General features: G+C 72.5%; 17 protein-coding genes. 1 reads left to right on the forward strand and 16 read right to left on the reverse strand.

Annotation, left to right across the window (positions count from 1 at the left end; translation table 11 throughout):
• Positions 1-40: 40 nt before the first annotated feature.
• The 6 genes from ACFWVE_RS11925 to ACFWVE_RS11950 form a co-directional block, all read right to left on the reverse strand.
• A complete protein-coding gene (locus ACFWVE_RS11925) occupies positions 41-232 on the reverse strand; it encodes a hypothetical protein (protein ID WP_384011525.1) in 192 nt (63 codons plus the stop codon).
• A gap of 44 nt (positions 233-276) precedes the next feature.
• Complete coding sequence (locus ACFWVE_RS11930; protein ID WP_384011390.1) at positions 277-1,596, reverse strand: transporter; 1,320 nt, start codon at positions 1,594-1,596, stop codon at positions 277-279.
• 8 nt (positions 1,597-1,604) lie between these two features.
• Positions 1,605-2,255 (reverse strand): hypothetical protein, encoded by a 651-nt coding sequence (locus tag ACFWVE_RS11935; RefSeq protein WP_384011509.1) that lies wholly within the window; start codon positions 2,253-2,255, stop codon positions 1,605-1,607.
• A 197-nt stretch (positions 2,256-2,452) separates the two neighbouring features.
• On the reverse strand, positions 2,453-4,582 hold the full coding sequence (locus ACFWVE_RS11940; RefSeq protein ID WP_384011393.1) for a hydantoinase/oxoprolinase family protein: 2,130 nt from the start codon (positions 4,580-4,582) through the stop codon (positions 2,453-2,455).
• A gap of 106 nt (positions 4,583-4,688) precedes the next feature.
• Positions 4,689-6,317 (reverse strand): FAD-dependent oxidoreductase, encoded by a 1,629-nt coding sequence (locus ACFWVE_RS11945; RefSeq protein ID WP_384011396.1) that lies wholly within the window; start codon positions 6,315-6,317, stop codon positions 4,689-4,691.
• 84 nt (positions 6,318-6,401) lie between these two features.
• A complete protein-coding gene (locus ACFWVE_RS11950) occupies positions 6,402-7,487 on the reverse strand; it encodes a LacI family DNA-binding transcriptional regulator (protein ID WP_384011399.1) in 1,086 nt (361 codons plus the stop codon).
• Positions 7,488-7,771: 284 nt separating this feature from the next.
• Here ACFWVE_RS11950 and ACFWVE_RS11955 point away from each other — a divergent pair, with 284 nt between their 5' ends.
• Positions 7,772-8,569: a VOC family protein gene (locus tag ACFWVE_RS11955; RefSeq protein WP_384011402.1), complete on the forward strand. Its 798-nt coding sequence runs from the start codon at positions 7,772-7,774 to the stop codon at positions 8,567-8,569.
• A gap of 171 nt (positions 8,570-8,740) precedes the next feature.
• Here the strand turns inward: ACFWVE_RS11955 and ACFWVE_RS11960 are convergent, their stop codons facing one another.
• The 10 genes from ACFWVE_RS11960 to ACFWVE_RS12005 all read right to left on the reverse strand — a co-directional run bounded on the left by ACFWVE_RS11960 (position 8,741) and on the right by ACFWVE_RS12005 (position 19,210).
• Entirely contained in the window at positions 8,741-10,129 is a 1,389-nt protein-coding gene (locus tag ACFWVE_RS11960) for an MFS transporter (protein ID WP_384011404.1), read from the reverse strand.
• Between the two features lie 52 nt (positions 10,130-10,181).
• Positions 10,182-11,105, reverse strand: a complete 924-nt coding sequence (locus tag ACFWVE_RS11965) for an amidohydrolase family protein (RefSeq protein WP_384011406.1) — start codon at positions 11,103-11,105, stop codon at positions 10,182-10,184.
• Between the two features lie 22 nt (positions 11,106-11,127).
• Positions 11,128-11,811, reverse strand: a complete 684-nt coding sequence (gene ligK, locus ACFWVE_RS11970) for a 4-carboxy-4-hydroxy-2-oxoadipate aldolase/oxaloacetate decarboxylase (protein ID WP_384011409.1) — start codon at positions 11,809-11,811, stop codon at positions 11,128-11,130.
• Between the two features lie 72 nt (positions 11,812-11,883).
• Positions 11,884-12,909 carry an amidohydrolase family protein gene (locus ACFWVE_RS11975; RefSeq protein ID WP_384011412.1) on the reverse strand — a complete coding sequence of 342 codons (1,026 nt, stop codon included), beginning with the start codon at positions 12,907-12,909 and terminating at the stop codon, positions 11,884-11,886.
• Positions 12,906-14,114 (reverse strand): 4-oxalomesaconate tautomerase, encoded by a 1,209-nt coding sequence (locus ACFWVE_RS11980; protein ID WP_384011415.1) that lies wholly within the window; start codon positions 14,112-14,114, stop codon positions 12,906-12,908. The genes ACFWVE_RS11975 and ACFWVE_RS11980 overlap by 4 nt, the downstream gene beginning before the upstream one ends.
• A 377-nt stretch (positions 14,115-14,491) precedes the next feature.
• On the reverse strand, positions 14,492-14,872 hold the full coding sequence (locus ACFWVE_RS11985; RefSeq protein WP_384011416.1) for a hypothetical protein: 381 nt from the start codon (positions 14,870-14,872) through the stop codon (positions 14,492-14,494).
• A gap of 342 nt (positions 14,873-15,214) precedes the next feature.
• Positions 15,215-15,643: a DUF6892 domain-containing protein gene (locus tag ACFWVE_RS11990; protein ID WP_384011419.1), complete on the reverse strand. Its 429-nt coding sequence runs from the start codon at positions 15,641-15,643 to the stop codon at positions 15,215-15,217.
• A gap of 86 nt (positions 15,644-15,729) precedes the next feature.
• A complete protein-coding gene (locus ACFWVE_RS11995) occupies positions 15,730-17,169 on the reverse strand; it encodes a GH1 family beta-glucosidase (protein ID WP_384011421.1) in 1,440 nt (479 codons plus the stop codon).
• Between the two features lie 112 nt (positions 17,170-17,281).
• Positions 17,282-18,202 (reverse strand): carbohydrate ABC transporter permease, encoded by a 921-nt coding sequence (locus tag ACFWVE_RS12000; protein WP_384011424.1) that lies wholly within the window; start codon positions 18,200-18,202, stop codon positions 17,282-17,284.
• 12 nt (positions 18,203-18,214) lie between these two features.
• A complete protein-coding gene (locus ACFWVE_RS12005; RefSeq protein WP_384011427.1) occupies positions 18,215-19,210 on the reverse strand; it encodes a carbohydrate ABC transporter permease in 996 nt (331 codons plus the stop codon).
• Positions 19,211-19,297 lie beyond the last annotated feature (87 nt).

A 19,297-nucleotide genomic window follows, 5' to 3' on the forward strand; every position in this document is an offset into this window, starting at 1 on the left:
CGTACCGTCCCAAAGTACGGCTGCTCGGACCTCGCCCGGCTTACCGACGCAGCGGGCTTCGGGTACTGGAGTTGTAGGAGAGCTGCTCGGGAGTGAGCAGTGTGCGGACGTGGCGGTAGTCGGGGAAGCCTGCGGGGGCGGCGGAGGCCGTGGCGGTGCCCTGCGCTCCGAGGGCGGGCAGGGCGCCGCCGGCGGTGGCGGTGCGCAGGAAGAGGCGGCGGTCGAGCGTCATGGCGTTACGGCTCCTCGTGTCGGGTCGGGACGGCTGCGGGCTGCTCACAACTGGGTGGTGGCGGTGACGATCAGGCCGCCGAGCGCGACGCACCACACGTAGGGCAGGGTGCGCAGCATGACCTGCTGCGGGCTGACGCCGGCGTACTGCGCCGCCCACACGGTCTGGGTACTGGTCGGGTCGCTGACGCCGAACACCTGGTTGTACGAGGCGGTCAGGCCCAGCACGGCGACGGCCGGGTAGATGCCGGCGGCGATGAGGACGCCGGCGATCCCGGCGCCGAGGCCGTAGACGTTCAACGGGCCGCGGTAGAGGCACAGCGGCACGAGGAGGGTGAACACCGGCACGAAGACGACGGGGTTGTCCGGTGCGACGGCTTTCACCAGCGGATCCAGTGCCTCGACGGCGCCGGGAAGCTTCACCGCGGCGAGCAGGATGCCGATCGCGATGAAGAGCGCGATGGGCGGGGCGGCGATCTCGAAACCGCCGTAGAGGGTGCGCAGGAGTCTCTTGTTGAGCTGCCCCGGCCGGGTGGTGGTCACCAGTGCCCACAGCACGCCCGCGAGCATCGACGGGATGACGGCCAGCTCGAAGCCGAGCGCGAGGACCAGCGGCACGGCGGGGGCGAGCAGCGCGTACCAGGGCGCGTCGCCCATGTGGCGGGCGCGGTTCCGTCGCCGTTCACCCGGGCTCTGCGGGCTGTCGCCGTCCCCGGCCCGCTCTCCGGCCGACGCCAGCGACCAGGCGTGCTCGACTCCCTTGCGGCGGGTCTCGACGAGCACGAAGAGCACGGCGAAGAAGGCCGCGAACGGGAACAGCCTCATCATGAAGCTCTTCACCGTGTCGATCGGCAGCTCCAGCGCGGTGGAGAAGAACTGCCAGACGGGCAGCTCGAACGGCAGCCCGGCGGCGATGCCCATGAGGATGATGCCGGCGGCGGTGGTCTTCGGCACGCCGACCGCGATCATCGCGGGGATGCCGATGATGCCCGCCATCATCGCCGCGGGCGCGGAGCCGGTGACGGTGCCGACGAGGGCGGAGACGGCGAGGACGCCGAGGGCGACGACGGTCGGGCGGTCGCCGCCGAACTCGACGATCTTGCGGACGAGGGTGCCGGCGATGCCGGTCTCCTCCATCAGCTTGCCGAGCCAGGAACCGATGAGCACGGCGAGCATGGTCGCGGCGAGCGCCGTCGAGCCCTCCTGGAGCACCGTGTCCAGAATGCTGTTCTCACCGGTGAGGGGTGCTCCGGCGACGATCGCGATGGCGACGCCGAGGAGCACGAGGGCGAAGGCGGTGGGCAGCTTGCGGGTGAGCATGAGCCCGACCCCGGCAAGCATGAGCAGCAGAATGACCATTCCCATGGCGGGCCTCAGTCCTCTCGGAGGGCCTGGACCGCGCTCATGAGCGCGGCGGTGAGGAGGAGCGGGGTGCGGCGCAGGCCGCAGACGGCACCCGCGTACGCGTGTGCCGCGAGCTCGTCGGCTCCGGCGACGTGGCCGGGGACGCGGAGCCGCCCGAACCGCAGGGCGGTGTGGCCGAGCCGGTCTCGCAGTGCGCGGCGTGCACGGGCGTCGCCGTGCAGCAGGCAGTGGGCCTCCTCGTGGGCGAGGGCCGCGGCCCGCAGCGATCCGGCGGGGTACCAGTGCCGCCAGCCGAGTGCGTCCACCAGCCGCTCGCCGAGGGCGACGGTGTCGGTGTACAGCTCGACGGTGGGCACGGGGCGGGAGACGTACCGGGCGAGGAGCAGTCGGTCGAGTCCGCCGGTGCTCTCGACGACGCGGGTCCCGTGCGGGCCGCCCGCGGGGGCGGCGGGCACGACCTCGCTCTTCGGGCCGGACCCGGCGGCGGTCGCTGCCGGCGCCGTGCTCGCCGCCAGTTCCGCACCGAACGCGGTCGCCGTCCGCGCCCAGCGGCGCAGCCGCGCCTCGTCGCGGATCTCGTGCGTCGGAGTGTTGGCGAGCAGGCGTACGCCGAACTCGGTGTCGTCCAGTGCCGCCAGCCGCGCGCAGGCGGCGCGCAGCGCCTCGCGGCGGGCCGGGGGGAGGGTGAGGAGTGCGGTGCCGGTACGGTGCGGCCCCCTCCCCGGGGCCTTCGCCTCTGCCGCGCGGAGGCCGCCCGTCCCGGTGGCCGGGCCGCCGCCGTGTCCGGCCGGATCCGTCGAAAGCGCGGCGGGCGGGGCGCTCGCGCGTCCGGCGCGGGTCCGGGGTGTCCGCGTACTCATGAGCGCACCTCCACGACCGCCACGACCGGCTCGTCCGCCGCGCGCGAGCGCAGTTCGCTGCGGGCCAGGGCCAGGAGCGGCCCCGCCTCCAAGACGCCGGAGAGGTCGGCGATCCGGGAGCCGAGCAGCAGCCGCAGCGCGGGGGCCCGGACACCGCCGTCGCCGTAGGAGGTGGCGTTGCGGACCAGGTCGGCGAGGAGCTCGGGTGCCTCGCCGACGGTGGTCGTGGCGACCTTGGCGTCGGCGGCGTGCAGCCGCACCACGCCGTCGGCGTCGACGACCCGCACCGGGTGCCTGGTCCTGCGGAAGCGGCGGCGCTGCTCGGTGCCGTAGACGGTGTGCGCGGGTGTGGTGGCGAGCACCCGGACGGCGGACGGGTCGGTCTTGAAGCCGGCCGCCGCCACGTCCAGCCGCTCGGCGGCGTCGGCGCGGTGGGCGCGGTCCTGTGTGCGCAGTTCGGTGGCACCGGTGGCGACGGCCCGTACGGTGTGGGTCTGCGGGTCGACGGTGACCTCGACCTCCACGGCGCCGGGGGCGGCGCCCTGCGCGACGACGGCGGCCTCGGCCTCGCCGCGTACGCCGAGGATCTGTTCCTGCGTGGCGCCGGGAATGATCCGCTCGATCTGTTCGCGGACGAGGGCGAGGGCGACACCGATGGGGCTGATGACCTCGTTGTGCCGGGCTATGCGGCCGGGCAGTCCGGTGCCGGCGGCCAGGTGCGGGGTGACCGAGGCGGCACCGCCACCGCCGCCGACGAGGACGGCGGTGTCGCGGTCGAGCAGGTAGTCGCGCATCATCGCCTCGGCGACGTCCCCGACCTGCTTCACGCCGGCGTCGAGCAGCTGGGTGGCGGCACCCGCCACGTCGGTGCCGAGGGCGTCGGCGAGCGGCTTCAGCGCGGTGCGCGCGACCTCGGGGTCGCAGGCGGCGAAGTCGCCCGCGGGCACCCGGCCGAGGGCGTTCGCCGCGCAGGTCATGGTCAGGGCGAAGCGGCCGCCGGCGGCCTCCAGCACGGCGTAGTCGCCGGGGTCGCCGTCGAGGGGCGAGACGGTGGCCAGCGTGGCGCCCGCCAGGTCCTCGATGCCGGCGAAGCAGGCGTACGGCAGGCCGGCGATGTGGGCGCTGCGCGGGCCGACGGCGTGCACGCGGCCGCCCGCGATCCGGGCCATGGAGCCGCCGCCGACGCCGACGGTGCGGACGTCGAGGGCGGAGAGGTAGGAGGACTTGCCGAGGATCGTGGCGTGCCGGACGGCGACCTTGCCGCGGCGGACGACGCTGATGTCCGTCGAGGTGCCGCCCGTCTCCAGGAACACGCCCTCGCTGACCCGCTCCTGCATCAGCGCCCCGGCGACGCCCGCGGCGGGCCCCGACAGCACGGTGAGCAGCGGGCGGCGGCGCATCTCGTCCAGCGACATGACGCCGCCGTCGCAGCGCATCACCATCAGCGGCGCCGTCACCCCGGCGGCCACGATGCTGCGGTCCACCAGGTCGGCGGTGGCGAGCATCCGCGGCAGGATCGCCGCGTTGACCACGGCGGTGCGGGTGCGTTTGCGCAGCCCGTACAGCGAGGTGATCTCGTGCGCGGCGGTCATCGGCAGCCCTTGCCCGCGCGCGGCGTCCAGCACGGCCCGCTCGCCGTCCGGCACGTCGACGCTGAACGGCTCGCTGGCGACCAGCACCTCGGCTCCGGCGGCGGTGACCGTGTCGACGGCGGCGCGGACGGCCGCGGTGTCGTCGGGGTCGGCGACGTGGGCGTAGTGCAGCGGGAGCCGCTTTCCGGGGGCGAGTTCGAGGGCGGCGAGCCCGGCGAGGCGCTTGGTGGGCAGGGCGCCGGGGCCGGTGCCGATGCCGATCAGGCCGACGGGCGCGACGTCGCCCTCCAGCAGGGCGTTGGTGGCCTGCGTCGTGCCGTGCGCGAGGAACGCGACGTCCCCGGAGGTGCGGCCGACGTCCTTCAGCAGCCGGTCGAGCGCCTCGACGATGCCGTGGGCGACGCCGTCCTCGTGATGGTGGCTGGTGGGGACCTTCACCTGGGCGACGAGTTCGAGGGTGGTGGAGTCGACGGCCACGGCGTCGGTGAAGGTTCCGCCGACGTCGATGCCGACGCGGATGCGGTGCGGGGTCATGATGGGGACACCTCCTTGTGTCGTGCGCACGGAGAGCGGTGCGGGGCGGGCCGGGCGGGACGGTGCCGCCGCGCCGCCCGGCCCGCGGTGCGGTGGTACGGCGTCGTCAGTAGCCGCGCACGTCGGGCCAGCGGCGCTGGACGCCCGCCCGGTCGAGTACGCGGGTGAACTCCTCCAGCCGCTTGTCCTCCTCCTGCACCTGGTGCGGGCGGACCCCCTCCTCCAGGCAGTGCGCGGCGAGCGCGCCGGCGACCTCGCCGATGTTCCACTCGACGGGGTGGAGGCGGTAGCAGCCGTTGGTGATGTGGGTGGTGCCGATGTTCTTGCCGGCGGGCAGCAGGTTGCGCACCCGGCGCGGCACCAGCGCGCCGAGGGGGATCTCGAAGGGCACGGAGCCGATGTCGATGTAGTTGTCGCCGCCGGTGGAGGGGTGCAGGTCGATGCGGTAGGCGCCGACGCCGACGGAGTCGCGGTGGCGAGTGCCGCCGTACGGGCCGACGAGGTCGATGGCGACGTCGTGCTCGGTGACGGTGGTGAGGGCCTTGATGCGGCGGGACTCGCGTACGTACGGGGCCTTGGCGAGGCCGTCGGTGGTGCCGGTGATGTCGGGGCGCAGTCGCAGGCCGGGGAAGCCGGTGCCGCCGTCGGTCCTGGGGGCCTCGGTCTGCAGCCAGTACAGGACGGACAGCGACAGCCGGCGGGCCTCGGTGACGGCGGCGCGGCCGGTCTCCTCGCCGGCGCCGATGAGCGGCTTGAGCCAGTAGTCGTTGAGCGGCCAGTTGACCAGGGTGATGTCGGAGTCGAACGCGCCGGGGCGGTGCAGTTTGCGGGCGAGGATGCGGCGGAAGCCCCACAGTTCCTTGTCGCCGGCGTCGGCGCTCTGGTCGGCGCTGACGTCGAGCGGGTCGACGTCGGGGTTGGGCTCGAAGGTGCGCGGCACGGCCTCCAGGGAACGGGGGTCGGGCGCGAGGAAGCCGAGGAGCGGGCCGGGCCAGAAGTCCGGCCGGTAGGAGCGCCAGAAGTCGTAGTCGGCGGGGCGGTCGACGGTGTGGTTCTCGCCCTGGTGGTGGGAGAGGGCGAAGCAGACGGTGATGCCCTGCTGGTTGAGCGGGTCGGCGGTCTCGGGGGCGTGCGGCTCGTCGTACTCGGAGCGGGCCTCGGCTCCCAGCGCGTGCTCGACGTCCGCCAGTTCCAGCAGCTCGCCGGTCTCGGTGGCGTCGAGGACGTAGGAGGCGGCGACGGTGTGCCGGGCTCCGTCGCGGACGTCCTCGAGGGTGACGGCGCGGACCAGGTCGCCGTCGGTGTCGGCGGCGACGGGCCGGGTGTGGGTCAGCACGGTGAGCCGGCCGGCGGCGACGTGCGGGGCGAGCATCGACTCCAGTACGGCGACGGCGACGCGCGGCTCGTGGCAGAGCTTGCTGACGCGGCCGGCCCCGGGGTTGAGCAGCGGCAGGTCCAGCGCTTCGGCGCGCAGCGGGTACCACTGCCGGTAGTGGGAGCGGATCGATTCGCGCAGCGCCCGGTAGGTGGCCGTGACACCGAACTGCTCGACCCACGGGTGTTCGTCCGGCGGGACGGCCTGCGAGGTGAGCTGGCCGCCGATCCAGTCGGTCTCCTCGGTGAGGACGACGGTACGCCCCGCACGGCAGGCGGCGAGCGCGGCGGCCACACCGCCCGTGCCGCCGCCCGTGATGAGGACCTCGGTCTCGGTGGGGGTGCCGGTGAGGATGGGCATACGGTGCTGACTCCTTGCGGGTTGCGTACGGCGTCGGTGGTCCACCGCAGCCGCGGCGGACCGGGTGTGGGACGGGAGGTGCTGTCAGCAGGCCCCGCCGGGCGGCGGGCCCGTGGTGTGCCCGGCGCGGAAGCCGCAGGCCACGAGAGGCTCGGCACGCTTCTGGCCGGAGAGCTGTGCGGTGAGCATGCGGACCGCGGCGGCGCCCAGTTCGGCCCGGGGGACGTCGAAGCCGGTCGGTGACCGGGCGGCGGCCAGGTCGGCGGGCGGGGACCCGAGCAGCGCCAGCGACACGTCCCCGGGCACGTCGAGCCCGGCGGCGGCGACGGCCGTGTGCAGCGCCCGCCAGGCGGCGCCGGTGTCGGTCTCCTCGGCGACGAAGGCGGTGGCGCCCTCGGCGAGCCGGGCACGCACCCACGCGGGCGTGATGTCGCCCGCGGGGTGCGCGGTGCGGACCACGGCCGCGGGGTCGTCCGCGGCGCGCGGTCCGGTGCACTCGGCGAGCCCGGTGCGGAAGCCGCGCTCGCGGTCGGTGGAGGCGGGGGCGTCGTCGTCCTCGCGGACGAGGACGACACGCCGGTGCCCGAGCCCGGCCAGGTGCCGTACGACCTCGGCGCCGGCGGCGACGTAGTCGGCGCCGACCCAGGCGAGTCCCTCCGGTTCGTCGCGGCGGCCGATGTGCACGGCCGGGTAGCCGTCGGCGACGAGCCGGCGCAACTGGTCGTCCGGGACGTGGCGGCCGAGAAACAGACACCCGTCCGCGAGACGCACCCGGTTCAGCGCGCCGGGCTCCCCCGCCTGCGCGCCGCCGGAGCTGGAGCCGGTGAAGAGCACCAGGTCGTAGCCCTGGGCGGCGGCCTCCTGCTCGACGCCGACGAGGAACGGGTAGTACGAGTGCTCCACGGCGGTCGGGAAGGTGGCGGTGAAACTGAAGACGCCGAGGAGATTGTTCCGGGCGGCGGCGAGGCGGCGGGCGGCGGGGTCGGGCACGTAACCGAGCTCGCGTGCGGCGGCCAGCACCCGTGCACGGGTGTCCTCGTGCAGGGCGATGCCCTGCTTGTTGCCGCCGAGCACCAGCGACACCGTGGTCTGGGACACCCCGGCGAGCCGGGCCACCTCGGCCTGGCGCGGCCGGCCGCGCCGCTGCACGGAAGGGATCTTTTCCGCCATGCTCCACCCCTTTGACTAATACGCATTAGGTTCGTGCTGCGGGACACCTGTGCAGTGCTAATGCGGATTAGCGATGACTTTGCCGCCGCGTCGAGGGAGGGGTCAAGAGGGGCGGGACGACTAATAACCGACTAATATCCGGCGCTCCTCCTCCGGCTCCACGGCACAGCACCGCGTGGTCCAGGCCTCCCGGCCGGGACCGGGCGGGTCGAGGGGCGATCGTCAGTGCCCGGTGTCACGCTGAGAACACGCGGAACGACACGGGAACAGCGAAGGGAATCGTCGTGATCACCACCGAGTTCGCTCCCGGCTCCCCCTGTTGGCTCGACCTGGGCACCCCCGATGTCCGGGCCGCCGCGGCCTTCTACGGCGCGGTGCTCGGCTGGGACTTCGAGTCCATGGGAGTCGAGGGGGACGTGGAGGGCGGGATGTTCCGGAAGGACGGCAAGGTCGTCGCCGGTCTCGGCACCCTCACCGAGGAGGGGGCACGCTCCGCCTGGATGATCTACTACCGCGTCGACGACGCGGACGCCGCGACCCGGGCCGTGGAGGATGGGGGCGGCACGGTGCGGGTGGCACCGGTGGACCTCGACGAGTGGGGCCGGACGGCACAGTACAGCGATCCGCTGGGAGGCCAGTTCGCCGTGTGGCAGCCGGGAACCAGCAAGGGCGTCGAGTTGGTGGACCGGCCGGGCTCCCTGTGCTGGACCGAGCTGCACACGAGCGACGCGACGGCCGCGAAGGAGTTCTACGGTGGCGTCTTCGGCTGGCAGTTCAGCGACATGGACATGCCGGGTGGCGGAGGCACGTACCACCTCATCACTCCCGCCGGGCTTCCCGGGGAGCGCATGCACGGCGGCCTCATGGAGCTGAGCCGGGAGGACCTCGCACCGGCCGGCGGGCACCCGTACTGGCACCCGGTCTTCGCCGTCGCCGACTGCGACGCCGCGGTCGCCGCGGCCACCGGCAACGGGGGCAGCGTGCAGATGGGCCCGGAGGACGCCGAGGGCGTCGGCCGGCTCGCCGTCTGCCTCGACCCGTGGAACGCGGACTTCGTGGTCCTCACTCCGCCCGCGTCCTGAGACCCGGCACTCGGCGGGTTCGGCCAGCTCCCGTGGGCCGCCGCGAGCAGTCCCCGGGCACCTCGCCGGCCCTCCCCTGCACCACGCCCGGCCACGGGGCCGCGGCAGTCGGCGCACGGACGGGGCCCGGCGGTCGCCGGGCCCCGTGGCCGGGTGTGGTGACGTGGGTGTTCAGGCCGTCGCGGACGCCTTGTCCAGGCGCGTCTTCGCCGCGGCCCCGGCCTCCGCCGCCAGCCGCATCTTGCGGGTGGCGGGGCCGAAGAGGGCCAGCACGACGGCGCCGACGGTCCAGGTGCCCGCGATGAAGAAGAAGACCGCCTGGTAGCCGGCCCCGTTGTAGATTCCGGCGATCATGAGCGGGCCGACCGCGTTCGACAGCCGCCCCAGACCGTAGGAGATGCTGGTGCCGAGCGAGCGGCCCTTGGTGTCGTAGAGCTCGGGCGAGTACGCGTAGGCCAGGGCGGTGTAGCCGCGTTCGAAGAGGTTCACCAGGAAGCCGAAGACGACGATGAGCAGCGGGGTGAAGGTCAGCCCGTAGAGGAGGCCGGACGCCGCGATGATCAGGCCGAAGACGACCAGGCACCATTTGCGTTCGAACCGGTCGGTGACCATCGCGGCGAGGTAGGAGCCGAGCGGCGCTCCGATCGTGGTCAGGGCGACGTAGAAGATCGAGTCCTCCACGCTGACGCCCTCGGCGGCCAGCAGGGTGGGCGCCCAGCTGGAGTAGCCGAAGAAGCCGATGGTCTGGGTGATCCAGAGCGCCGACAGCAGGATCGTCGGGTAGAGGAACTTCTTGTCCTTGAGCATGTGCAGGCCGGTCCTGGTGGCCGGGGCCTGGGGCTGCGGGGCCTGCACGTCGGGCAGTGGGCCGTGCTCGGCTTCGGCCTCCGCCTCGATGCGGGCCAGGATGGCTTCGGCCTCCTCGTGGCGGCCGCGGGACTCGAGCCACTGCGGGGACTCCACGATCTTCCGCAGAAAGATCAGGAACAGGACGCCCAGGGAGCCCCACAGATAGACCAGGCGCCAGGACCAGTCGTTGACCGGCACGACGGCGGAGGCGATGAGGTTGGTGACGGGGGTGCCGCAGATGCCGATGACGATGGCGTACGCCTGGAACTTGCCCCGCTTGGCGCGGGGGTAGAGCTCGCTGATGTAGACGACGGCGACCACGGTCATCGCGGACAGTCCCGCCGAGGTCAGCACACGGAAGACGCCCAGGGACCAGATGTCCCAGGCGAACACGCACGCGAAGGACCACACGGCGAACCACACGGTGGTCAGGGTGAGCGTCGGCTTGCGGCCCAGCCGGTCGGCCAGTCCGCCGGCCACGACCGAGCCGATGAACATGCCCACGAAGGACAGCGAGGTCACATAGGCGATGGCGTTGACGTCGGCGTCCCACTGCTCACGCACGACCGGGGCCGTGATGGCGAAGGTGTTGATGTCCGCGAACTCGAAGAAGTAGGCGAACGCCACGGCGACGAGGGTGACTTTGTGGAACTTCGAGATGGGCAACCGGTCGAGCCGGTTGGCCGCGTTGGTGGTGGGAAGGTGCTGCACTGCCCGCTCCAGGGATGGGGACCCGGCGCCGTCGCCGTGTCAAAGGTCGTGGTCAGTCGGTCTCTTCGGGCCAGTAGAGGCGCATGGGGTTGTCGACCAGCAGGGCCTGCTGCAGGCGCGGGGTCGGGGCCACGTGCGGGATGTGGTCGACGAGGAGTCCGTCGTCGGGCATGTGGTCCTTGAGGTTGGGGTGTGGCCAGTCGGTGCCCCACAGGGCCCGGTCGGTGAACTCGTCGACGACCTTCCGGGCGAACGGCACGACGTCCCGGTAGGCGTCGCGCTCCCCGTCCCGGGCACGCGGTCCGGTGACGGTGAGGCGTTCGGGGCAGGAGACCTTGACCCAAACGTCGTTGGACTCGACGAACCGCAGGAATCGGGCGAACTCAGGGCCGTCCGGGTCCCGGGTGACATCGGGGCGGCCCATGTGGTCGACGACGAGCGGCACCGGCAGGGAGGCGAAGAAGGGCGCCAGCTCGTCCAGGTCGGCGGCCTCGAAGTAGAGGACGACGTGCCATCCCAGCGGTGCGATCCGGCCGGCGATGGTCCGCAGGGCCTCGGTGGGCACGGCGTCGACCAGGCGCCGGACGAAGTTGAAGCGCACTCCCCGCACCCCGGCGTCGTGCAGCCGCCGCAGCTCCTCGTCGGTGACGTCGGGACGCACGGTGGCCACGCCGCGAGCGCGCCCGCCGGCGGCCGTCAGGGCGTCCACCAGGGCACTGTTGTCGGCGCCGTGGCAGGTGGCCTGCACGATGACGTTGCGGGAGACGCCGAGGTGGTCACGGAGCGCGAACAGGTCGTGCTTGGAGGCGTCGACCGGCGTGTACTTGCGCTCGGGCGCGTACGGGAATTCGGCGGCGGGGCCGAAGACGTGGCAGTGGGCGTCCACGGCTCCGTCGGGGAGCTGGAAGACGGGCTCGGCGGGATCACGGCACCAGTCGAGCCAGCCGGGGGTGACGGCCGGGGTCTCGTCGGTCATGGGGTCTGCTCCTCGGGGGTGGTCAGTCGACGTAGCCGAGGCCGAGCCCGGCCAGCCGGTCGCGCATTCCGTACAGGTCCAGGCCGAGTTCGCCGGCGCGGAACCGCTGCCGTTTGCCTTCCTCCGCCGCCTCGCGCCGCTCGGCGGCCTCGGCGACCTCGGCGGCCCGGGCCGCGGGGACGACGACGACGCCGTCGGCGTCCGCGACGATCACGTCGCCCGGGTTGACGAGTGCGTTGGCGACGACCACGGGCACGTTCACCGAGCCGAGCGTGGCCTTGACGGTGCCCTTGGCGTTGATGGCGCGGGAGAAGACGGGGAAGTCCATCCGGCGGAGTTCGTCGACGTCGCGGCAGCCCCCGTCGATGACCAGCCCTCTGGCGCCGCGGGCGCGCAGGGAGGTGGCGAGGAGTTCGCCGAAGAACCCGTCCTCGCTCTCGGTGGTGCAGCCGGCGACGACGACATCGCCGTCCCGCACCTGCTCGGCGGCCACGTGCAGCATCCAGTTGTCGCCGGGCTGGAGCAGCACGGTGACGGCGGTGCCGCACATCTTCGCGCCCTCGTAGACGGGCCGGAGGTAGGGGCGCATCAGGCCGAGGCGGCCCATGGCCTCGTGGACGGTGGCCACCCCGAAGCGCGACAGGGCGTCGACGGCCGCGCGGTCGGCGCGCGGGACGGTGCGGTGGACGACTCCGAGTTCATGCATGGGGCGGCTCCTTGCGTGGTGCGTGATGCGTGGGGCGTGACGGGCGTGATCGACGGCGCGCGGCGTCGGGGGTCAGCGGCCCTGGTCGGTCAGGCGTGCGTCCAGGCGCGGGTAGACGCGCCGGGCGTTGAGCTCCTGGACGGCGGCCAGGTCCCGGGGGGAGAGTCCGGCGTTCTCGACGTAGCGGCGGGTGTCGTCGAAGTGGTGGCCGGTGCGCGGGTCGATGCCGCGTACGGCGCCGATCATCTCCGAGGCGAACAGGACGTTGCCGGTCGGGATCACGTCCAGCAGCAGATCGATACCGGGCTGGTGGTAGACGCAGGTGTCGAAGAAGACGTTCCGCAGCAGTGCCTGTTCCGGCTCCGGCCGGCCCAGCGCCTGCGCCAGGCCGCGGAAACGGCCCCAGTGGTAGGGCACCGCACCGCCGCCGTGCGGGATGATCAGGCGCAGCCCGGGAAAATCGGCGAACAGGTCCCCCGCGAGCAGTTGCATGAACGCGGTGGTGTCGGCGTTGAGGTAGTGCGCGCCGGTGGTGTGGAAGGCGGGGTTGCAGCTGGTGGAGACGTGCACCATGGCGGGTACGTCCAGCTCGGTGAGCTTCTCCCACACCGGGTACCAGGACCGGTCGGTCAACGGCGGAGCGGTCCAGTGGCCGCCGGAGGGGTCGGGGTTGACGTTGACGGTGACGGCACCCAGTTCCAGCACGGCGCGTTCGAGCTCGGGGATGACGGTGGCCGGGTCCGCGCCCGGTGACTGGGGCAGCATCGCGCCGGGGGCGAAGCGCTCGGGGTAGAGCTCGGCGACCCGGTGGCAGAGGTCGTTGCAGATGCGGGCCCAGGCCGAGGACGTGGCGAAGTCCCCCACGTGGTGGGCCATGAACGAGGCACGCGGGGAGAAGACGGTCACGTCGATGCCGCGCTCGTCCATGAGCCGCAACTGGTTGGCCTCGACGGACTCGCGGATGCGGTCGTCGCTGATCACCGGGCCGCCCGGGTCGGGTGCCTGCGCCGGGTCGGTGAGCGCGGCGACCTGGGCTTCACGCCACTGGCCCAGGGGTGCGGGCGCGGTCGTGTAGTGGCCGTGAATGTCGATGATCATGCGGTGTCTTCCTGGATGGTGCGTGCGGGGGCCCAGACCGTGCTCGGTACGAGCAGGTCGCCGGCCATGAGCAGGCGCGCGGTGCGCAGCAGTGCGGAGCGCACGACCCGCTGGGGGTCGTCCGGGTCGAGGCCGAGGGTGACGGTGAACTCGCCGGAGGGGTGTTCGACGATAACAACGGCGTCCGTTCCGCCGGACATCTGAGCGGTGGCATCGGCGGCATCGGCGGCATCGGCGGCCACGCTGCCCTCGAGCACGCGGGCGGTGGCGACCGTGACCGCGGCCAGAACGCCGATCGAGGAGTGGCACACCCGCGGGATGAGGCTGCGTGTGGACAGGGTGCCGCCCCGGCTCGGTGGTGCGACCAGCGTCATCTTCGGATAGTTCCGGTCCGTGACGTCGCCCAGCCCCATGGCCCGGCCGCAGACCAGTCTCAGCGCCTCCACGCGGGCCTTGAGCTCGTCGTCGGCGTCGATTTCCGCCGGTGTCTCGTAGCCGGTGGCACCGAGGCGCGAGGCCGCGACGACGGCGAGGGGCTGGCCGTTGTCGATGAGGGTGACGTCGACGGGGCCGAGTGCGGGGACGTCGACGGTGTCGCGCACGTTGCCGGTGGGCAGCAGGGAGCCGGCCACGGAGCCCGCGGTGTCCAGGAAGCCGATCTCGACCGGAGCGGCGGTGCCGGGGACCCCGTCGACGCGGGCCGGGCCCGCGTAGGCGACGTGCCGCGCCCCGGCCGCATCCGCCGGGGTGAGGACGGTGATCTCGGCGACCATGCCGGTGTTGCGGGTGAGGACGCGGGCCGTGGTGCGGTCGGCGGTGGGGACGACCATGCCCGTCTCTATGGCGAACGGCAGCACAGCGGCGAGCATGTTGCCGCAGTTGGCCGTGGTGTCCACGGTGTCGGCACCGGGCTGCACCTGCGCGAACGTCCACTCCACGTCCACTCCGGGCTCCGACCCGGGGCGTACGAGGCCGACCTTGCTCGTCAGCGGGTGCGCGCCGCCGACACCGTCGATCTGGCGCGGGTCGGGCGATCCCAGCGCGGCCAGCAGTACGGCGTCCCGGCTCCCGGTGTCCTCGGGCAGGGCCCGCGCGTCGAAGAACGGCCCGCGCGAGGTGCCGCCTCGCATGAACAGACACGGAATCGCGGTCTGGGAGCCGCGAGGACGGGCCTGGCGGATCCGGTCGGCGGTAGTGCCCGGCATGGTGCCTCCGTTTCCGGTCGGTGTGGTGTGCCAGGAAAACTAGACCACCAACAAGATTGTTGACAATAGCTTCGACTAAATAATCCGCAGAGCTGTTGCGGATATTGCCGCCGACCGATCGGCGCCGGGTGGCCGCCGTGCGCGGCCGGACTCCGGCAGGGGGCAGGGACCATCGGGCATGCCAGGCCGTCCGGGCATCTCGCCCCCGGGCAACCACCTGTGGAGTACGGCCCGGCCGAGTCCTACGGCTGCCGCACGGCGCCCGTAACGGACGTGGCGGCTATGACGGGCAGGACGGCGGCCGCGCTCACGCCCGGGGCGGAGACGCGCCGGCGCGTGGATGCCGGGCGCGGTCCGCGGCAGGGTGCGGGCGCCGGTCAGAGGCCGATGCCGGTGAAGACGGTCTGCAGGTCGGCGGTGCGCCGGCCGCGGTCCTCGAGGTGGATGCCGTCGTCCACGACGGCGAGCGGCGGGTCGACGGCTGCGAACAGTTCCGGGGGCCGGTCCGTCATCTGCGTTCCGCCCACACCCGACGCCCTGAGGGATCTCTTCGGGGCGGGTCGGTCCCACCGGTTGAACATCAACTCGCCGACCGTCCCGGGCCGCCAGTGGCGTACCTGCTTCAGCCCCGCCTCAGCCAGTTCGCCGGTGTGTACCGAGGCCAACGGCATCGTCGGCTCTTCGGCGTCCAGCGGCGTGAAGCCGGCCCGCCCGAACGCATCCGCCGCCCATGCCGGTGGGGACAGGAAATCGGTCACGGGCGCACCGGCCCGTGGAGGGTGCGCCCGTGAAAGCGACGACCGGGAGCACCGTGTGGCACAGGAGGGTGCACACCTCGTGAGGAGCGGTGATCAGCGCGGTGTGGAAGTCCGGCGTGACCCCGGCCGCGGTCAGGTCGCCGACGCCGCCGCGAATGGATCGAGCGGCGGCGTGACAGACGGCCTTGAAGGCCGTGACGTCGGCTTGCGGCAGTGGAGCGCCGCCCCGTCCCCAGAACCCGGTGGCACCTCGTGCGACCCGGACCAACGCGCCGCTCCGTTCTCGTTCACCCCGTCCGTCCGGCGGCGGTTCGCCACGGGTGGCGGGCGTCCCGGCAGGTCCTAGTCGGCGGTGATGCCCCGGCTTTCGAGGACGTCCGTCAGTCCGGGGCCCAGGAACTCCGAACCCAGGACGCGGCGGAGGTTCGGGAGGAGGGTGAGGTCGTCCAGGGAGGTGATGTCGAACAGATCGTCCTCGCCGTCCCAGACCGGTGCGCACTCCTGGTACACCCGGTTGCCGCCGTCGATGCACAACTCCTCTACACCGGCGAGAAGTTCGTCGCTGATCTCCAGCGACTCGAAGTAGTCGCGCGCCTCGGGCACCACCTTGTACGCCAGGTCGTGCTCCTGCGCGTAGTGCCAGGGGTCGTCGCCGAGGCCCTTCTCCTTCAGGAGGCCGGCCAGACCGAACTGCGGGGTCAGCGTCTCGTCGATGTACATGAGCTGCTCGATGACGACGAGCTTGAAGTTGAAGTCCTTGAACCGGGCCATGGATGCGACCCTATTTCACCGCGCGGGCGGCTCTTCCCCGCCCCGGTGCGGGACCCGCGAGGGTGCCGCACCGGGCCGGCTTGCGGTCAGGCGCCGGGGAGGACGCCGCTGCGGACCACTTCCGCGTACCAGCGGGCGCTGGCCTTCGGAATGCGGGTGCCGGTCGGATAGTCCACGTAGACGGCGCCGAAGCGCTTGCTGTAGCCGTGGGCCCACTCGAAGTTGTCCAGCAGGGACCAGAGGAAGTAGCCGCGTACGTCGACGCCGTCCACGATGGCCTGGTGGACGGCGGCCAGGTGGCCGCGCAGGTACGCGATCCGGGCGGGGTCGTTGACCTGGCCCGAGGGGTCTGCGTAGTCGTCGAACGCCGCGCCGTTCTCGGTGATGTACAGCGGCAGCCGCGGGAAGTCGGCGGCCAGGCGGTGCAGCAGGTCGTACAGGCCGGTGGGGTCGACGGCCCAGCCCATGGCGGTGGTGTCGCCGGGCGGCTGGTGGAAGGCGACCTTGTCGGCGCCCGGCCAGGGGCTGTGGGTGCTCCTTCCGTGTCCGTCGGAGGTGTGGGTGCCGCTGCCGTCGGCCGCGGAGACGAGGGTGGGGCTGTAGTAGTTGACGCCGAGGAAGTCCAGCGGCTGGTGGATCTGCCGCAGGTCGCCGTCGCGCACGAAGGACCAGTCGGTCAGTGCCGCGGTGTCCTTGAGCAGGTCCTCCGGGTAGGCGCCCTGGAGCATCGGACCGGTGAAGACCCGGTTGGCGAGCGCGTCGATGCGGCGGACCGCGTCGGTGTCGGCGTCGTCGTCGGTGAGCGGGCGGACCTGGTGGATGTTGAGGGTGACCGAGCACCGGGCGTCGGCGGGGAGGCGGTCGCGCAGTGCCTGGACGGCCAGGCCGTGGCCCAGGTTGAGGTGATGGGCGGCGCGCAGCGCGGCGACCGGGTCGGTGCGGCCGGGTGCGTGCACACCGGAGCCGTAGCCGAGGAAGGCACTGCACCAGGGCTCGTTCAAGGTGGTCCAGGTCTTCACCCGGTCGCCCAGGGCGTCCGCGGCGAGGGCCGCGTACTCGGCGAAGCGCTCGGCCGTGACGCGCTCGGGCCAGCCGCCGGCGTCCTCCGTCTCCTGCGGGAGGTCCCAGTGGTAAAGGGTGGCGACGGGCTGGATGCCCTTGTCCAGCAGGTCGTCGACGAGCCGCCGGTAGAAGTCCAGGCCCTTCTGGACGGCGGGGCCGCGGCCGGTGGGCTGGATCCGGGGCCAGGCGAGGGAGAACCGGTAAGCACCCAGGCCGAGTTCGGCCATCAGGGCGACGTCCTCGCGCCAGCGGTGGTAGTGGTCGGTGGCGGTGTCACCGGTGTCGCCGTTGCGGACCCGGCCGGGGGTGCGGGCGTAGGTGTCCCAGATGGACGGTGTGCGGCCGTCCTCGGCGGCGGCCCCCTCGATCTGGTAGGAGGCGGTCGCGGAGCCCCAGAGGAAGCCCTTGGGGAAGGTGCGGGCGGCGTCCGGGGCGGACGCGGTCTGCTGTGCTGCGGTGACCACGTAAGTCCTTTCGAGGTGGTGGGGGCGGGCGTTGGGGGTGAGGGCGCGGGTGGTTCGCGGGCGCCTGCGTGCCGCACCGGTGGGCGCGGCCGCCCGGCCCTTGACGCGGCGGTCAGCCCTTGACGGCGCCCGCCATGATGCCGCTGACGATCTGTCGGCCGAAGACGATGAACATCAACAGCAGCGGCAGGGTGCCGAGCAGCGCGCCCGCCATGATCAGCGACTGGTCGCGGACATAGCCCGCGCTGAGCTGGGTGAGGGCGACGGGAACCGTCGGGTTGGTCATGTCGAGCACCACGAACGGCCAGAAGAAGTCGTTCCACGCGTGCACGAAGGTGATCATGAACAGGACCGCCATCGCGGGCCGCGCGACGGGCAGCACGATGCTCCAGAAGATCCGCAGCGAGTGCGCCCCGTCCACGCGTCCGGCCTCGACGAGTTCGTCCGGCAGCGCCTCCGAGAGGTACTGCCGCATGAAGAAGACGCCGACCGCGCTCACCAGCGTGGGGAAGATGACGGCGGGCAACTGCTGCGACCAGCCCAGCTCGGACATCATGATGAACAGCGGTACGACGCCGAGCTGCGGCGGCACCAGCATGGTGCCGATCACCAGCATGAGCAGGGCGTTGCGCCCCTTGAACCGCAGTTTGGCGAAGGCGAAACCCGCCAGGGTCGCGAACATCACCGTGGACAGGGCGATCACCCCGGCCACGATCAGGCTGTTGATCATCGCCTTGCCCATGGCCGCCTCGTCCCAGGCCCGGGCGAGGTTGCTGAACAGGTTCGGGCCGGGCAGGAACGGCGGCGGCGTCTGGCTGACGCGGGTGTTGTCGGTGGAGGCCGCCACCATCGTCCAGTACAGCGGGAAGATCGACAGCACCGCCATGACGGCGAGCAGGACGTAGGCGAGCGGGCCCGCGTGGTGCTGTCGGCCGGCGCGCGGGCGCATCAGCCGGCGGCCGCCGCGGACCGGCTTCTCGGCGGGGGGCCCGGCCGGGGTGTCCGTCCGGGCCGGGAGGCTGTGGGTGGTCATGACGACTCCAGGTCAGGACGTACGGGAACGCAGGCGCTTGATCAGGCGCTGCGCCACGAAGACGAGGACGAGCAGCAGGAACATCGCCCACGCGACGGTGGCCGAGCGGCCCATCTGGTAGTTCTTCCAGCCCTCCTCGTACAGCAGCAGGCCCAGGGTCTGGTACTGGTTGTCCGCGCCACCGGTGACGCCGTTGGGCCCCTGACCGAAGATCAGCGGCTCACCGAACAGCTGGGTGGCGCCGATCGTGGAGAGCACGATGGTGAAGACGATGGTGGAGCGGATTCCGGGAACGGTGACGTGGGTGAACTGCTTCCACCGGGAGGCACCGTCGATGGCGGCGGCCTCGTACCGTTCGGCGGGGATCGCCTGCATGGCTGCCAGGTAGAGCAGCGCGTTGTAGCCGGTCCAGCGCCAGATGACGATGGTGGAGATCGCGACCTGGGCGGGCCACTTGTCGGCCTCCCAGTTCACCGGGTCGATGCCGACCGCACCGAGCGCCCAGTTGATCATGCCGAAGTCGCGTTCGAAGATCATGGTGAACACGAGGGCCGCGGCGGCGACCGAGGTGGCGTAGGGGACCAGCGAGGCGACGCGGAAGAACAGCGAGGCGCGCATCCGGTAGTTGAGCAGGTGCGCCAGGCCGAGCGCCATCAGCAGCTGCGGCACCGTGGAGATGACACCGATGGTGAGGGTGTTCGCCAGCGCGTTCCAAAACCGTGCGTCGTTCCAGAGTTCGACGTAGTTGTCGAACGCCACCCATTCCATGACGTCGAGGGTGGCCAGTTCCACCCGGTGCAGGGAGATCCACGACGTGTAGACGAGGGGGTAGAAGCTGAAGGCGGCGAAGACGACGAAGAACGGCGCGACGAACGCGTACGGGGCGCCTCTGACGTCCAGCCGGTGCAGCAGCGCGCCGCGCCGCCGGGCGGTGCCCTCGCCGTCCGTCTTCGGCGGCGGGCCCGAGGGCTCCCCGCCGTCCAGGGCCTTGGTGGTGGAGGTGGCCACCCGACTTTTCCTTCCTGGGAGCGGATGTGTGAGCCGCCCCGGGCCCGTCGGCAGGTTGCGGACGGGCCCGGACGGCCGATGGGGGCG

Source organism: Streptomyces sp. NPDC058632, assembly GCF_042717095.1.
Classification (GTDB): domain Bacteria; phylum Actinomycetota; class Actinomycetes; order Streptomycetales; family Streptomycetaceae; genus Streptomyces.

Bases quoted from the DNA above. Each gene is read 5' to 3' on its own strand.
- ACFWVE_RS11925 (WP_384011525.1), bottom strand. From the start codon at position 232: ATGACGCTCGACCGCCGCCTCTTCCTGCGCACCGCCACCGCCGGCGGC.
- ACFWVE_RS11930 (WP_384011390.1), bottom strand. From the start codon at position 1,596: ATGGGAATGGTCATTCTGCTGCTCATGCTTGCCGGGGTCGGGCTCATG.
- ACFWVE_RS11940 (WP_384011393.1), bottom strand. From the start codon at position 4,582: ATGACCCCGCACCGCATCCGCGTCGGCATCGACGTCGGCGGAACCTTC.
- ACFWVE_RS11945 (WP_384011396.1), bottom strand. From the start codon at position 6,317: ATGCCCATCCTCACCGGCACCCCCACCGAGACCGAGGTCCTCATCACG.
- ACFWVE_RS11950 (WP_384011399.1), bottom strand. From the start codon at position 7,487: ATGGCGGAAAAGATCCCTTCCGTGCAGCGGCGCGGCCGGCCGCGCCAG.
- ACFWVE_RS11965 (WP_384011406.1), bottom strand. From the start codon at position 11,105: ATGACCGACGAGACCCCGGCCGTCACCCCCGGCTGGCTCGACTGGTGC.
- ligK (WP_384011409.1), bottom strand. From the start codon at position 11,811: ATGCATGAACTCGGAGTCGTCCACCGCACCGTCCCGCGCGCCGACCGC.
- ACFWVE_RS11975 (WP_384011412.1), bottom strand. From the start codon at position 12,909: ATGATCATCGACATTCACGGCCACTACACGACCGCGCCCGCACCCCTG.
- ACFWVE_RS11980 (WP_384011415.1), bottom strand. From the start codon at position 14,114: ATGCCGGGCACTACCGCCGACCGGATCCGCCAGGCCCGTCCTCGCGGC.
- ACFWVE_RS11990 (WP_384011419.1), bottom strand. From the start codon at position 15,643: ATGGCCCGGTTCAAGGACTTCAACTTCAAGCTCGTCGTCATCGAGCAG.
- ACFWVE_RS12000 (WP_384011424.1), bottom strand. From the start codon at position 18,202: ATGACCACCCACAGCCTCCCGGCCCGGACGGACACCCCGGCCGGGCCC.